The following is a 15,020-nucleotide window of genomic DNA, read 5'->3' as shown; positions in this document are numbered from 1 at the left end:
CCTATGGGAATCAATCAATCCGGCTCACTTGAAACGGACGTCGCGGATCACGCAGCGGCCGAAGCCGATGCTGCGCTCGAAGCGGCGCGCGCCGCGCTCGCCACGCCACCCGCCGCCGACGTACCTGCGATGGTCGTGCTGGTCGACGATCAGGCGATCGTCGCGCATGCGGTGCGTCAGGCGCTGGCCAGCGAACACGGGATCGACTTCCACTACTGCGCGAAGCCTGAAGAGGCGCTCAACGCGATCATCCAGACCCGGCCGACGGTGATCCTGCAGGATCTGGTGATGCCGGGCGTCGACGGTCTGACGCTGGTGCGCGCATACCGCAACGCGCCGGAAACGCGCGACGTGCCGATCATCGTGCTGTCCACGAAGGAAGAGCCCGCGATCAAGAGCGCGGCGTTCGCGGCCGGCGCCAACGACTACCTCGTGAAGCTGCCGGACAGCATCGAACTGGTGGCGCGGATCCGTTACCACTCGCGTTCGTACATCAACCTGCTGCAGCGCGACGAGGCGTACCGTGCGCTGCGGCAGTCGCAGCAGCAACTGCTCGAAGCGAATCTGGAACTGCGGCGTCTCACGCATTCGGACGGCCTGACCGGGCTGTCGAACCGGCGTTATCTGGACGAATACCTGAGCGCCGAATGGCGGCGCAGCGCGCGCGAACAGAGCGTGATGTCGATGCTGATGATCGACGTCGACAACTTCAAGCAGTACAACGACACCTATGGCCACGTGGCCGGCGACGAGGTGCTGAAGAAGATTGCGGTGACCGTCGAGCGTTGCCTCGGGCGTGCCGGCGATATCGCGGCGCGTTACGGCGGCGAGGAATTCATCGTGGTGCTGCCGGGTACCGCGGTGGGTGGCGCGCGTCTGTTGGCCGAGAAAATTCGCCTCGAGGTTGCGGCGCTGCGTATCGAGCATCGCAGTTCGTCGGCCGGGCAACACGTGACGGTCAGTATCGGCGGCGCGGCCGCGGTGCCGGCGCCGGGTGCGGTGATGACGTCGCTGATCGAGGCCGCCGACGGCGCGCTTTACGAAGCGAAGCGGCGCGGGCGCAATTGCGTGGTGGTGCGCACCGAAGCGGAAGCGGGCGCGGGGCGGTAATGCGCGGGTAGGCCGCTTTGTGCCGCTGTAGGCCGCTGGCGATGCAGCGACGCAGCGGCGTCGCTGCCGCTACACCGCTGTGCTTGAAGAAGACGGCGCCGCCGCGTCGCCACGCACTTCGAATCTGACTTCGGTATCGGGCTGCGCCAGCGCCGCGCCGTCCGCCGACAGCACCTGCAGCCGCTGCACCGGTCGGCCGCTGTGATCGCGCAGCACGCCCCAGGTTTCGCCATCTTCGAACAGATGGTCTTCGCCCCATTGACGCAGCGCCACCAGCACCAGCCACAACCGCGTGCCTTTATGGGTCAGGTGATATTCCTTGTGCGTGCGGCCCTCCGCACTGGGCCGCGCCTCGAAGATGCGCGCCTCCAGCAGCAGATTGAGCCGGATCGTCAGGATGTTCTTCGAAATCGCGAGACGCTGCTCGAAATCCCTGAAGCGTCGTGCGCCGTGGAAGGCTTCCCGCACGATCAGCAGCGTCCACCAGTCGCCGATCTCATCGAGCGCGCGCCCGATCGGGCAGCTAGTGTTGCTGAGGGACTTGCGTCGCATAGGCTCTCCGGCACAACGGTTGCATGACTGAACCCGCCAGCTGCAAAACGGACGGCGCGCACGGAGTGCGCGGTGGGCGGCTTCAGAGTGCGGATTTTTTCATTACTTGCGTAACCGCACTGCGCTATTGCCGAATCTGAAGTGGATGCGGCGAAGCTTCGGTGTCCGCGGTTCGCGCAGACGTGCGCTTTTGACGCGATAGCGGCGTGTGGTCGATCGCGTGACGCTCACAGCATTGCGATCAGGTTCGCCAGCGCGGCTTCCGGTTCGCCTTCGCGCCAGCCGAGCGCGAGCCGCGCGCTGAGCTGGGTGCCCTGCACGTCGAGATAGCGCACGCCTTTTACCTGCACCTGGGCGATGTCGGCCGGCACGATCGATACGCCGAGCCCCGCTGCGACCAGGTTCACCACCGAGGCCAGTTGCGGCGCAGGCTGAGCGAGCAGCGGGCTGAAGCCCGCTTCGCCGCAGGCGCGCACGATCTCGTCGTACAGCGTGACGCCAGCAGGGCCCGGCACCAGCACGAAGGCCTGATCCGCGAGCGCGGCGAGCGGCAGGCGCTTCTTCGAAGCAAGCGGATGGGTGGCGGGCAGCACGATCTTCATGCGCTCGTCGGCGAAGCGATGCATCTGGATGCCGGCCAGCGGGATGCGGCCGGGACGGAAAAACACCGCGTCGAGCTGTTCGTCGCGCAGCGCGTCGAGCAGTACGGTGGAGTTCGCCTCCTGCAACGTCAATTCCACCGATGGATAACGCAGCTTGAAGCGCCGGATCAACGAGGGCACCAACGGATTGAAGGTGGCCGAACCGGTGAAGCCGATTCGCAGACGCCCGGTTTCGCCGCGCGCGGCCCGCTGTGCGGCGCGTATTGCACCTTGCGCGGCATCGAGAACGCGCTGCGCTTCGGTCAGGAACGCGGCGCCGGCAGGGGTGAGTTCCGCGCCTTGCGACGTGCGGTGCAGCAGTTCGACGCCGAGTTCGCGTTCGAGACTCTTGATCTGCTGGCTAAGCGGCGGCTGGCCGATGCCGAGCTTTTCGGCCGCGCGCGTGAAGTTGCCTTCGAGCGCGACCGCGACGAAATAGCGTAAATGACGCAGTTCCATGGCGAGCGGAGTGGGGTGTGCTGGGTTGATTGGCTAGTGCTAAAAAGTATGGCGCTATGCAGATCCATATATTGGACAGTATAGCTGCGGCGCAGCACAATGGATCGGTCGCGGTTAACCCGCATCTTTGGCTTTGCTGTCAATCGTGAATTCCAGTTCTTCCGCGGCTGCGTTGCGCCGCCCAGCGGTGGCTAACGGTCATGCGGCTGCTGCAGTGCCCCCTGCGGCGCAGGGTGTGACGCGCGGCTCCTCTGCGTATCTACGCATCAGTTTTGCGCTGTTTCTCGCGGGCTTTTCGACCTTTTCGCTGCTGTATTGCGTGCAGCCGTTGCTGCCGTTGTTCGCCGAAGAGTTCCACATCGGCGCGGCGCAGAGTTCGCTGGCGCTGTCGTTGTCGACCGGTTTGCTCGCGTTCTCGATTTTGTGCGCCGGTGCGTTGTCGGAGCGGCTTGGGCGGCGCGAAATGATCTTCGCTTCGATGGCGCTTGCCGCGCTGTTCAATGTCGGCGCCGCGCTCGCGCCGGGCTGGCACGGCATCCTGCTGGCCCGCGCGCTCGAAGGTTTTGCGTTGGGCGGCGTGCCGGCCGTCGCGATGGCCTATCTCGCCGAGGAAATCGATCCGCGCGACCTTGGGCTCGCAATGGGGCTTTACGTAGGTGGCACCGCGTTCGGCGGCATGATCGGCCGGGTCGGCATGAGCGTGATGAGCGAATATCTGTCATGGCGCAGTGCGATGCTGGCGATCGGTATCGTCGACATAGCGGCCGCAGTTGCGTTCGTGCTGCTGTTGCCGGCGTCGCGCAATTTCGTGCGGCGTGCGCAGTTGAACCCCGCGCATCATCTGGCGCTGTGGCGCGCGCAGTTCGGTACATCGGTGCTGCCTGCGGTGTTTGCGGTCGGCTGCCTGGTGATGGGCGTATTCGTCACCGTGTACAACTATGCGGGCTTCCGTTTGATGGCGCCGCCGTATAGTTTGAGCGCGACGCAGACCGGCTTGATTTTCTGCGCGTATCTGTTCGGGATCGTCGCGGCTTCTGCTGCCGGTGCGCTGGCCGATCGCTGCGGGCGTGGGCCGATTCTGCTCGGCGGTGTGGCGGTCATGGCGCTTGGGTTGGCGCTGACGCTGCTGCATCCGCTTGCGCCGATCGTGCTCGGTATCGTCGTATTGACCAGCGGCTTTTTTATCGCGCATTCGGTGGCGAGCGGCTGGGTCGGGCAGCTTGCGGTGGGCTCGAAAGGGCACGCGACGTCGCTTTATCTGCTTGCGTATTATCTCGGTTCGAGCGTGCTCGGCTCGTGGGGCGGCACGTTCTGGCAGCACGGCGCGTGGCCGGCGGTGTGCGGCTTCGGTTTCGTGTTGCTGGCCGCGTGTGGTGCGTGCGCGTGGCATGTGGCGCGCGGTAGCAGGGCGAGTATCCGCGTGGCGGCTTGAGGCTGGCTGAGGCCGCCTGAGGCCGCCTGAGGGAGTGATAGTGCTTGATAGAGCCGGCTGCGCCGGCGAGGAGCGTTGTGACCATGATCGATCATCTCGACCATCTGGTGCTGACCTGTGTCGACCCGCAAGCGACGCAGGATTTTTACACCCGCGTGCTGCAGATGAAACTCGAAACCTTCGCCGGCGGGCGCGTCGCGTTCCGCTACGGCAGCCAGAAGATCAATCTGCACGTGCGCGGCAGCGAGTTCGAGCCAAAGGCGCACCTGCCGGTGCCGGGCGCGCTGGACCTGTGTTTTATCGCCTCGGTGCCGCTCGATAACGTGATCGCGCATCTGGCCGCATGCAACTGGCCGATCATCGAAGGGCCGGTCGAGCGGACCGGCGCGACGCAGAAAATCCGTTCGGTGTATCTGCGCGATCCGGATCTGAACCTGATCGAGATTTCCGAGCTGCTTGGATAAGCACGCAGATAAGCACGCCGACCAGCGTGCGTTATTTGACGCTCGCCGTCTCCGGCACGGCCTGCCTGCGATCCAGCGCACGGCCGTCCTCGCGGAACAGATGCACGTGCCGTAAATTGAATCCGGCGTTGATTCTCTGGCCGTCGACCGCGGTTGATTCGCCGGAACCCTTCACCTGAATCACGCGCTCGTCGGCCAGACGCACATGCAGCAGCGTTTCGCTACCCAGATGCTCGATCACCATCACGTCGCCGGACAACACGCCGTCCGCGCCGCCATTCGCGGCTTCGGCGAAATGCTCGGGACGAATGCCGAGCGTCAGCGTTTGCCCGATTTCAACTGCTTCGCCCGATACCGGCACCCGCAACGGCGCACTGCCTGGCATTTCGATCGTCACGCCTGATGCGTCCGCATTCTGTACACGCACGTCAAGAAAGTTCATCTTCGGTGAGCCGATAAAGCCGGCCACGAAGCGGTTGCGCGGCGTGCGGTACAGATCGAGCGGCGAGCCGATCTGCTCGACCTTGCCGTAGTTCAACACGACGATGCGGTCGGCCATCGTCATCGCTTCGGTCTGATCGTGCGTCACGTAGATCATCGTGGCGTTCAGCTGCTTGTGCAGCTTGATCAGTTCGAGCCGCATCTGCACGCGCAGTGCCGCATCGAGGTTGGATAGCGGCTCGTCGAACAGGAACACCTTCGGCTCGCGCACGATCGAGCGGCCGATCGCCACACGCTGCCGCTGCCCGCCCGACAGCGCACGCGGGCGCCGCTCGAGCAACTGGCCGATCTGCAGGATTTCCGCGGCGCGCTGCACGCGTTCCTTGATCTGCGCTTCGGGCAGCTTCAGCATGCGCAGCCCGAACGCGATGTTTTCGTACACCGACATATGCGGGTACAACGCGTACGACTGAAACACCATCGCGACACCGCGTTGCGACGGTTCAAGCTCGGTGACGTCCTCGCCCTCGATCAGCACGCTACCCGAATCGATGCGCTCGAGGCCCGCAATGCTGCGCAGCAGCGTCGATTTTCCGCACCCGGACGGGCCGACGAACACGAGGAACTCGTGCTCGTTCACTTCGATATCGACACCCTTCAGAACCTCAGTGCCGGCGAACGCTTTGCGGATCTGCTGCAAATGAACGGCGCTCATACGTGTCTCCTGCGTATGCCTTGCCTTTGACCGGATGCATGCTGCGCGCACGGTGCGCGACGGCTGCGTTGCTTCGCAATGCAACATGACGTGCTTGCGATATTTCTCTTGACAACAGGTGTGGGCCAAAATATACATTTGTAAAACGCAAATTACAAGTGAAACGCGGCGCAGCGACAGCGGGATCGAAAGCGTTCGCAGCGTGTTCGGGTTTGTGCGGATCAGCAGGTTCTGGCAGGTGTCGCATTGCATCGAAAGCTCAAGAAAAATCCAGGAGACAGGCAATGAAAAAGCGCTTTAAGCCCACCGCGATAGCGTTGATGATCGCCACCGCGGCCACCGCGTCGCTACTGGCTACCGCAAACGCGGGCGCGTGGACCTTGAAAGAGGCCGCGCAGCCGTATTCGGGCACCACGATCAAGGCGATCTTTCTCGACCGCCCCGGCTACAAGGCCGCCCAGAAGCTGATTCCTCAGTTCGAAAAGGAAACCGGCATTACCGTGAAGTGGGAAGTCATTCCGTACGAGAACACGCGTGAGAAAGAAGTACTGAATTTCGTCGGCGGCGGCGACATGGACGTGGTGCTGGTCGACGTCGTGTGGATCGGCGAATTCGCCAGCAACAAGTGGCTGGTGCCGCTGAAGACCTTCACCGACAACCCGAAGCTCGCCGATCCGAAACTGAACCTGCCAGGGTTCTTCCCGATCCTGCTCGATTCGTTTGGCTCGTGGGACAAGGTCGCGTACGGCCTGCCGTTCGATAACTACTCGGGCCTGATGTTCTACAACAAGTGCATGTTGAAGGACGCGGGCTTTAGCGAGCCGCCGAAGACGTGGGACGAATTGCTCAACGTGTACGCGCCGAAACTCACCAACGCGAGCAAGAACCAGTTTGCGTTCGCGCTGCAATCGCGGCGCGGCGAAACACAATCCGCAGACAGCTTCATGCGCGTGCTGTGGCCAAACGGCGGTTCGCTGCTCGACCCGAAGTTCAAGTCGAACCTGATGTCGCCGCAATCGCAGGCGGGCCTCGAATACCGGCAGAAGCTGATGAAGTACATGCCGCCGGGCATCGTCGATTTCGATCACGCGGAAGCGGTCAATGCGCTCGCGCAAGGCCAGGTGGCGATGATTACCGAATGGTCCGCGTTCTATCCGACGCTGACCGATCCGAGCAAATCGAAGATCGGCAATTGCCTTGCGATCAGCACCGAACCGAAGGGGCCGGCGGGTTTGAAGCCGGCGCTCGGCGGCTTCTCGCTGGCGGTCAATGCGAAGGCGAATCCGAAGAAGCAGGCGGCGTCGTGGCTGTTTATCCAGTGGATCACGTCCGAGGAAATGGCCAAACCGTATCTCGAAGCGGGCGGCGTGCCGGCACGCATGGCGCTGTACCAGGACAAGGCCGTGCAGGACAAGTACCCGTTTGTGAAGCCGATGGTCGAATCGTGGCAGGGCGGTGTGCCTGACTACCGGCCGCGTTTCCCGGAATGGCCGGCGATTTCCGAAGTGATCGGCGAGTGGGGGACGAAGATCATGCTGGGCCAGGTGTCGGTGAAAGAGGGCGCACAGACCATCGGTTCGAAAACCGAAGACATCCTGAACAAGGCGGGCTACTACAGCGGCAAGAAAGCGCTGCTGAAGTAAGTTGCAGGTGCACCGAGGAGGCTCGATGTTGAACGGCACAGTACGAAGCGATGAAGGCGCGGCGCGCAAGGCAGTGCGTGCCGCCGCGCCGCGGCGCGCGCGGTTCCGGCTGCCGGGATCGCCCGCGTTCTGGTTTTTGATCCCGGCAATCTTCACGTTGGCGGCGATCGGCGTTTACCCGACGCTGCTTGCGCTATACAACTCGTTTCATCAGTACAAGCTTGCGGATCTCGCGTCGGGTACGCCGTTCATCTGGTTCGACAACTACATCGCGACGCTGACCGACCCGTCGTTCTGGGGCGCGCTCGGCCGCACTGCGCTGTTCCTGTGCGTGACCTTGCCGATCGAGGTCGCGCTCGGTCTGTTCGCAGCATTGATGCTGCATCGCACGGCCTTGCCGTGGATGCGTGCGGCCGCCCGTGTGAGCCTCGTGATTCCGATGGCGACCACCTATGCGGTGGTCGGCCTGATCGGCCGGCTGATCTTCAACCGGCAGTTCGGCGTGGCGAACTACCTGACTGGCTTTATCGGCATTGCGCCGCAGGACTGGCTGGCCGATCCGACGCTCGCGTTCGTGTCGGTGATGATCATGGATATCTGGCAGTGGACGCCGTTCTGCGCGCTGATCATGCTTGCCGGCCTCGCGATGGTGCCGAAGGAAGCAGAAGAGGCCGCGCGCCTCGAAACACCGAAGTGGAGCAAGATTCTGTGGCATCTGCAGCGACCGTATCTGCTGCCGGGCTTGACCGCGATCCTGATCCTGCGCTCCGCCGACATGCTGAAAATGTTCGATGCAGTCTTCACGATGACGCGCGGCGGCCCCGGCACCGCGACCGAGTTCATCAGCGTGTACATCCAGCGCGTGGGTTTCCGTCTGTTCGATCAGGGCATGGCGTCCGCGCAGGCGGTGCTGCTGCTGATCCTGACCATCGTGCTGTCGCGTCTGTATATCCGTTTTGTGTATCGGGAGGCTACGTGAACGTACCGTCAACGCCATCTGCGGGCGGCGCGGTGCCGCGCGCCGTCGGGCTTACTGCGCGCGCGCGCCGCTCGCGCAATGCACGCCACGCCGTGACGTTCTGGCATTTTCTGGGGCTGCTGGTGGTATTCATGTCGTCGGTGTTTCCGTTCTACTGGATGGTGACGACCAGCCTCAAAAGCCAGGCCGATGCGCTCGCGTATCCGCCGAAATGGATCTTCCATCCAACTTTCGCGCACTACGGCGAAGCGCTGTTCACGCATGACGTAGGCAGCAGCCTGCTGAATTCGCTGATCGTCGCGAGCAGCACGACGGTTCTGTCGATCCTGCTCGGCGCACCGGCGGCCTATGCGCTCGCGCGCTACGAATTTCGCGGCAAGGAAGACCTGTGGTTCTGGTTCATCTCGAACCGGATGGTGAGTCCAGTCGTGCTCGCGGTGCCGTTCTTCCTGATCGCGACGAAGCTTGGCCTCGTCGATACGCATATCGTGCTGATCCTGCTGTACATCACGTTCTCGCTGCCGATCGTGATCTGGATCTGTACCGATCAGTTCCGTAACATCCCGGTCGAACTCGACGAAGCCGCGCGCCTCGATGGCGCGTCGCCGTGGCGGATTTTCTGGCGCATCAACCTGCCGCTGGCGATGCCGGGCATCGTCGTGTCGGCGATCTTCGCGTTTATTTTTTCGTGGAACGATCTGCTGTACGCGCTCGTGCTGACGCGTACCGACGCGATTACGTCGCCGGTGGCCGCGACCAGCTATATGAGCGGCTACGAGCTGCCGTGGGGCGAAATCATGGCGACCGGCACGCTGATCGTCCTGCCGATGGTCGTGTTCGCGCTGCTCGTGTCCGGAAGGCTCGTGCAGGGGCTCACGATGGGTGCGGTGAAGTGACGTTCTGGTATAAGACGCCGTCACTTTGATTCGAGGCGATACCTACTATGAGCAAAACAGCCCCGCCCGTCATGATGCTGGAAGCGGACAGCACGATCGATACCGAAGAAGAACTGCAGGCACGCGTTGCATGGCATTACTACATCGGCAACCTGACGCAGCAGGAAATCGCGCAGGTGATCGGCAGCAACCGGGTGCGCGTGAACCGGCTGCTGGCCGCGGGCCGCGAGTCCGGACTCGTGCAGATCACGATCAACAGCCGCATTACGCCGTGCATCGCGCTGGAAGAGCGACTCGTTGCGCGCTTCGGGCTGCAGGCGGCGGTGGTGGTGCCGACGGGCGCGAACCCGGAAGCGAATATGGCTGGCCTCGGCATCGGTGCGGCGAACTATCTGGCCGGTCATATCGAAGACGACAGCACGATCGGCATCGGCTGGGGCCGCACGATACGCGCGGTGCTGCGCGCGATGCCGCAGCGCGCGTATCGCGGCCTGAATGCGGTGTCGCTGCAAGGCGGGCTGTCGCATTGTCCGAGCATCAACACGTTCGACATCGTGTCCGACTTCGCGACGATGTGGCATGCGGATGGTTATCTGTTTGCCGCGCCGATTTATGTGGGCAGCCAGAAAGCGCGCGATCTGTTTCTGCAGGAGGAGACGGTGCGTGCCACGTACGAGCTGGCGTGCAACGCGGATCTGGCGCTGCTCACATGCGGCGATCTGACTGAATCGCTGGTAGTGACGTACGGCATCAGCAAGCCCGACGATCTGCGCACGTTGCGCAAGGCCGGTGCAGTAGGCGATCTGCTCGGGCATTTCATGGATGAAAACGGCGAACCGATCGACCATCCGTTGAATCGCCGCACGGTGGCGATCACGCTCGACGATCTGCGCAAGATCGGCCACGTCGTGCTGGTATCGGGCGGCGCGAAGAAATTCCAGGTGACGCAGGCCGCGCTGCGCGCCGGGTATGCACACGTGCTGGTCACCGATGAAGACACGGCGCGCCGTTTGTGCGACGCGCGTTAAGAGAATCGCTGAAGAAAACCCGAAGGCCCCGACACGATGCCCGATACCGACCGCAATCGCGAATTCACCGGCAAGACCGCACTGGTTACCGGCGCCGGCAAAGGTATTGGCCGGGCGACTGCGCAGTTGCTCGCGCAGCGCGGTGCACATGTAATTGCATTGAGCCGCTCCGCAGCGGATCTCGAAACGCTGAAAGCCGAAATCGGCTGCACCGTGATCGCGGCCGATCTCGCCGATCCAGCCGCCGCGCTCGACGCCGCACGCGCCGCGCAGCCGGTCGATCTGCTGGTCAATTGCGCGGGCATCGTCGAACTGCAGCCGTTTCTTGACACCACGGTCGAAGCATTCGATCTGACGATGGCAGTCAACGTGCGCGCAGCGCTGATCGTCGTGCAGGAATGCGCGCGCAGCATGATCGCGCGCGGCGTGCGTGGTGCGATCGTCAACGTGTCGAGCATTTCGGCGCAGGTTGGTTTTCCGCTGCATGCGGCGTATTGCGCATCGAAGGCGGCGCTCGACGGTCTGTCACGTGTGATGGCCGTCGAACTCGGTCCGCACGGCATACGCGTGAACACGGTCAATCCGGCCGTCACGCTGACGCCGATGGCGGAGAAAGCGTGGAGCGATCCGGCCAAATCCGGCCCGATGCTCGCACGCATTCCGCTGCAGCGTTTCATTCAACCCGTCGAGGCGGCGCGCACGATCGCGTATCTGCTGTCGGACGATTCGAGCATGGTAAGCGGCACGAGCCTGACCGTCGACGGTGGTTTTCAGGCCGGCTGAAGCGAACCCAATCTAGCAAAGGAACGACACATGGAAGCCCTGGTTCTCGAAAGTGTGCGGCGTATCAGCTTGCGGCCGTTCAGCTTGCCGCAGGCGGTCGGGCCGCGCGATGTACGCATCCGGATCAATACGGTCGGCATTTGCGGCAGCGACATTCATTACTATCAGCACGGGCGGATCGGGCCGTTTGTCGTCAACGAGCCGATGGTGCTCGGCCATGAAGCGGCGGGCACGGTGGTGCAGGTCGGCGACGAAGTGCAGCATCTGAAAGTCGGCGACCGTGTGTGCATGGAGCCGGGCGTACCCGATATGGAATCGCGCGCGTCGCGTGAAGGCCTCTATAACCTCGACCCTAAAGTGCGCTTCTGGGCCACGCCGCCGGTGCATGGGTGCCTCGCACCGTTCGTCGTGCATCCGGCCGCGTTCACGTTCAAGCTGCCGGACAACGTGAGCTTTGCGGAAGGCGCGATCGTCGAGCCGCTGTCGATCGGGCTGCAGGCGGCGAAGAAAGCGCAGATCAAACCGGGCGACGTCGCGGTGGTGCTCGGCGCCGGCACGATCGGCATGATGTGCGTGCTCGCAGCGCTGGCGGGCGGCTGCAGCCGTGTGATCGTCTGCGATATGGTGCCGGAAAAGCTCGAACTGATCGGCAAGACGCCGGGTGTAACCGCGGTGAACATTCGCGACACACGTGTCAACGATGTGATCGCAGAGCTCACCGACGGCTGGGGCGCGAACATCGTGTTCGAGGCGAGCGGCAGCGACAAGGCATTTAACGGCATTCTCGACCTGCTATGCCCCGGCGGTTGCCTCGTGCTGGTCGGCATGCCGCAGAACCCGGTGCCGCTCGATGTGGTCGGGCTGCAGATCAAGGAAGCGCGAGTCGAATCGGTGTTCCGCTACGCCAATATTTTTCCGCGCGCGATCCAGTTGATTGCGTCGGGCCGCATCGACGTGAAGCCGTTTATCTCGCGCTCGTTTGCGTTCGCGGACGGCATCAAGGCATTCGAAGAAGCCGCGAGCGGCAAACCGACCGACGTGAAGGTGCAGATCGTGCTCGAGTGAGCGGCGCATCGGTTGCTGCAGCGCTTCAATCCATCATCACCCTACGGCGAGGCCATTATGAGCACCCCTCCGAACACCGCATCGCAGATGACCGCGATCGTCTGCCGCGCGCCGAAGGACTATCGCGTCGAACAGGTCGCGCGGCCGCGCGCGGGCCGCAACGAACTGGTGATCCGCATCGCGGCGTGCGGCATCTGTGCGAGCGACTGCAAATGCTGGTCGGGCGCGAAGATGTTCTGGGGCGGCCCGAACCCGTGGGTGAAAGCACCGGTGATTCCGGGCCACGAGTTCTTCGGCTACGTCGAGGAACTCGGCGACGGCGCGGCCGAGCATTTCGGCGTGCAGCCTGGCGACCGCGTGATCGCCGAACAGATCGTGCCGTGCGCGAAATGCCGCTACTGCAAATCAGGCCAGTACTGGATGTGCGAAGTGCACAACATCTTCGGCTTCCAGCGTGAGGTGGCGGATGGCGGCATGGCCGAATACATGCGTTTTCCGCCGACGGCGATCGTGCACAAGATTCCCGATGGCGTATCGCTGGAAGATGCGGCGATCATCGAGCCGCTTGCGTGCGCGATTCATACGGTCAATCGCGGCGAGATCCAGCTCGACGATGTGGTGGTGATCGCCGGCGCGGGACCGCTCGGTTTGATGATGACGCAGGTCGCGCATCTGAAGACGCCGAAGAAGCTGGTAGTGATCGATCTGGTTGACGAGCGGCTCGCGCTGGCGCGCGAATATGGCGCGGACGTCACGATCAATCCGAAAAACGAAGATGCATTGGCCATCATCAAGTCGCTGACCGGCCAGTACGGTTGCGACGTGTATATCGAAACGACCGGGGCACCGGCGGGCGTCAACCAGGGGCTCGACCTGATCCGCAAACTCGGGCGCTTCGTCGAGTTTTCGGTGTTCGGCAGCGATACCACCGTTGACTGGTCGATCATCGGCGACCGCAAGGAACTCGACGTGCGCGGCGCGCACCTGGGGCCGTATTGCTATCCGATCGCGATCGACCTGCTCGCGCGCGGACTGGTCACGTCGAAGGGCATCGTCACGCACGGCTTCTCGCTGGAAGAGTGGGATGAGGCGATCAGGATCGCCAATTCGCTCGACTCGATCAAGGTGCTGATGAAGCCGAAGCAGAAGTAGCGACGTATGCAGTAATGAAGCGTGCCGCGGGCCCGCCGATACGGGCCGCGCGCATGCTTGCCGTATCGACCGACCGTTCCGGCCGAATCGTCCGGCGCGGCACGCCGCCTTTCCCGCAATCCGCACGCGCGGCTGCGTGCCCCCGCCCCGCAATAGCCGATCACTGCGCCCCGCAGCGGCGTCCCACGACAGCACGCCTGTCATATCTGGCAGCCAATTCCGACTCGTCCCGTGCACGCATTCATGGTGAATTGTTGACGTGATTGGAATTAATTTCGCAATCTGAACGTAATGATGCCTCATATGGAATGGTTCATCATGGGTCCTGTCGGCGCGGGAGTCGCGTCACCTTCCCTGCAATCTCCATGAAATTGAGCCATATTGCTTGCGGCGCGCTGCTCGCCGCGCTCGCACTGGTTGCCGGATGCAGCCAGCGCAATGCGTCGGCAGTCGACCTTGCAGCACCAGGAAACCCAAAAATGAAAGCGTCCATTACCTATTTGCATCTGTTGCGCAAAACCCCATTTTTCACCGGCCTCGACACGGTGCAGTTGCGCTGGACTATCGACCATTCGCAGGAATGGGAGGCCAAGGCCCGCACCGTGATCGTCGATTGCGCGAGCGGCAGCGAGCCGAAGGACGACATCTGGATCCTGCTCGACGGCGGCTGGCGGGTCGAGACGAATCACGGCGTCTATCCGGCTGGCCACGCGGATGCCGGCAAATGGTTCAGCGCCGCACAGGCGGACGGCACGTGCCGCCTCGTCACCACCGAACACAGCTACGTGATGAAGATCACCCGCGCCGACATGGACGACATGCTTGCACGCGGCTTTCGTTTCAACACGCATCTGCAGGCGGGCGAGGTTTACTATCGCAAGATGTTCGGTCAGCAGACGATATCCGAATGAACGCGTCCTGCATCGCGGACCACGAAGTTATTGACCGGGTAATCCACAATCGCTACGATTGCTGCCATGGTAAGACCACGTGAATTCGATCGGGATGAGGCGCTAGAGCGTGCTACGCACGTATTCTGGGCGAAGGGCTATGCCGGCGCCTCCACAGAAGACCTGCTGGCTGCGATGAATATCGGCCGGCAGAGCCTGTACAACGCGTTCGGCGACAAGCGCAAGCTTTACCTCGAAGCGATGCTGCGCTACCAGTTGCATAGCATCGCGGAGCATATTGAGAGGCTGGCGAGCGGCGCGTCGGTGGTGGCCGGACTCGAGGCGCTGCTGTTTGGCCTCGCACCCGATCATGGCCCGACGCGCGAGCTGGGTTGCTTCGGCGTCAACGCTACCTGCGAGTTCGGCAATGGCGACGCTGAGCTCGTCGCGCTGCGTGCCAAAGCAGGGCCGATGCTGCAAAAACGTGTGGCGCTGCGCATCGCCGAAGGTCAGGCCAATGGCGAGCTCGATACGAAGATGGATACGCGCGAGGCCGCGGGGTTTGTGCTGATGACGATGCAAAGCCTGCAATTAGGCGCCCGCGCAGGAGTGGATGCAAAGACGCTGCGCACGATGGCGCGATTCGCGATCGAGCGGTTGAAGGCGCACTGAAGTCGGCGTGGCAACGAAACAGAAAAAGCAGCAAAAGCAGCAAAAGCGATAGAAGCCGAAAAAGCCGCGAACACAGCAAAAGCGGCAAACGAAGCGAA

15 protein-coding genes are annotated in these 15,020 nt (G+C 62.9%); 12 read left to right on the top strand and 3 right to left on the bottom strand.

Going from position 1 to position 15,020, the window contains the following annotated elements; genetic code table 11:
- Positions 1-3 precede the first annotated feature (3 nt).
- Positions 4-1,110, top strand: coding sequence for a diguanylate cyclase (locus ACYVNQ_RS36035; protein ID WP_460910257.1), 1,107 nt, complete (start codon positions 4-6; stop codon positions 1,108-1,110).
- Between the two features lie 69 nt (positions 1,111-1,179).
- On the opposite strand, the gene ACYVNQ_RS36030 is transcribed toward ACYVNQ_RS36035, so the two are convergent.
- Together ACYVNQ_RS36030 and ACYVNQ_RS36025 are read right to left on the bottom strand one after the other, a co-directional pair.
- Positions 1,180-1,662 carry a winged helix-turn-helix transcriptional regulator gene (locus tag ACYVNQ_RS36030; protein ID WP_460910255.1) on the bottom strand — a complete coding sequence of 161 codons (483 nt, stop codon included), beginning with the start codon at positions 1,660-1,662 and terminating at the stop codon, positions 1,180-1,182.
- A gap of 227 nt (positions 1,663-1,889) precedes the next feature.
- Positions 1,890-2,762 carry a LysR substrate-binding domain-containing protein gene (locus ACYVNQ_RS36025; RefSeq protein WP_460910252.1) on the bottom strand — a complete coding sequence of 291 codons (873 nt, stop codon included), beginning with the start codon at positions 2,760-2,762 and terminating at the stop codon, positions 1,890-1,892.
- Between the two features lie 145 nt (positions 2,763-2,907).
- Between ACYVNQ_RS36025 and ACYVNQ_RS36020 the strand changes: the two genes are divergently transcribed.
- Both ACYVNQ_RS36020 and ACYVNQ_RS36015 read left to right on the top strand, forming a co-directional pair.
- Complete coding sequence (locus ACYVNQ_RS36020; RefSeq protein ID WP_460910250.1) at positions 2,908-4,194, top strand: MFS transporter; 1,287 nt, start codon at positions 2,908-2,910, stop codon at positions 4,192-4,194.
- A 77-nt stretch (positions 4,195-4,271) separates the two neighbouring features.
- Complete coding sequence (locus ACYVNQ_RS36015; RefSeq protein WP_460910248.1) at positions 4,272-4,658, top strand: VOC family protein; 387 nt, start codon at positions 4,272-4,274, stop codon at positions 4,656-4,658.
- A gap of 31 nt (positions 4,659-4,689) precedes the next feature.
- Here ACYVNQ_RS36015 and ACYVNQ_RS36010 read toward each other — a convergent pair whose 3' ends face one another.
- Entirely contained in the window at positions 4,690-5,814 is a 1,125-nt protein-coding gene (locus tag ACYVNQ_RS36010) for an ABC transporter ATP-binding protein (protein ID WP_460910246.1), read from the bottom strand.
- 284 nt (positions 5,815-6,098) lie between these two features.
- Between ACYVNQ_RS36010 and ACYVNQ_RS36005 the strand changes: the two genes are divergently transcribed.
- The 9 genes from ACYVNQ_RS36005 to ACYVNQ_RS35965 all read left to right on the top strand — a co-directional run bounded on the left by ACYVNQ_RS36005 (position 6,099) and on the right by ACYVNQ_RS35965 (position 14,922).
- Positions 6,099-7,457, top strand: a complete 1,359-nt coding sequence (locus ACYVNQ_RS36005) for an ABC transporter substrate-binding protein (RefSeq protein ID WP_460910244.1) — start codon at positions 6,099-6,101, stop codon at positions 7,455-7,457.
- 25 nt (positions 7,458-7,482) lie between these two features.
- Complete coding sequence (locus ACYVNQ_RS36000) at positions 7,483-8,436, top strand: carbohydrate ABC transporter permease (protein ID WP_460910242.1); 954 nt, start codon at positions 7,483-7,485, stop codon at positions 8,434-8,436.
- The gene (locus ACYVNQ_RS35995; RefSeq protein ID WP_460910240.1) at positions 8,433-9,332 is read left to right on the top strand and encodes a carbohydrate ABC transporter permease; all 900 of its coding nucleotides are present in this window, start codon (positions 8,433-8,435) and stop codon (positions 9,330-9,332) included. Before ACYVNQ_RS36000 ends, ACYVNQ_RS35995 begins: the two co-directional genes overlap by 4 nt.
- A gap of 47 nt (positions 9,333-9,379) precedes the next feature.
- Positions 9,380-10,360 carry a sugar-binding transcriptional regulator gene (locus tag ACYVNQ_RS35990; RefSeq protein ID WP_460910238.1) on the top strand — a complete coding sequence of 327 codons (981 nt, stop codon included), beginning with the start codon at positions 9,380-9,382 and terminating at the stop codon, positions 10,358-10,360.
- A gap of 36 nt (positions 10,361-10,396) precedes the next feature.
- Entirely contained in the window at positions 10,397-11,143 is a 747-nt protein-coding gene (locus ACYVNQ_RS35985; protein ID WP_460910236.1) for an SDR family oxidoreductase, read from the top strand.
- Between the two features lie 30 nt (positions 11,144-11,173).
- Positions 11,174-12,208, top strand: a complete 1,035-nt coding sequence (locus ACYVNQ_RS35980; RefSeq protein WP_460910234.1) for an NAD(P)-dependent alcohol dehydrogenase — start codon at positions 11,174-11,176, stop codon at positions 12,206-12,208.
- 57 nt (positions 12,209-12,265) lie between these two features.
- Positions 12,266-13,360, top strand: coding sequence for an alcohol dehydrogenase catalytic domain-containing protein (locus ACYVNQ_RS35975; RefSeq protein WP_460910232.1), 1,095 nt, complete (start codon positions 12,266-12,268; stop codon positions 13,358-13,360).
- Between the two features lie 479 nt (positions 13,361-13,839).
- Positions 13,840-14,271 (top strand): cyclic nucleotide-binding domain-containing protein, encoded by a 432-nt coding sequence (locus tag ACYVNQ_RS35970; RefSeq protein WP_460910230.1) that lies wholly within the window; start codon positions 13,840-13,842, stop codon positions 14,269-14,271.
- Between the two features lie 66 nt (positions 14,272-14,337).
- Positions 14,338-14,922 (top strand): TetR/AcrR family transcriptional regulator, encoded by a 585-nt coding sequence (locus ACYVNQ_RS35965; RefSeq protein WP_460910228.1) that lies wholly within the window; start codon positions 14,338-14,340, stop codon positions 14,920-14,922.
- The last annotated feature ends 98 nt before the right edge of the window (positions 14,923-15,020 follow it).

This window comes from Paraburkholderia jirisanensis (assembly GCF_054782355.1).
Note: the sequence above shows the minus strand (reverse complement) of the source record. Positions and strands in the feature narration are given on the sequence as shown.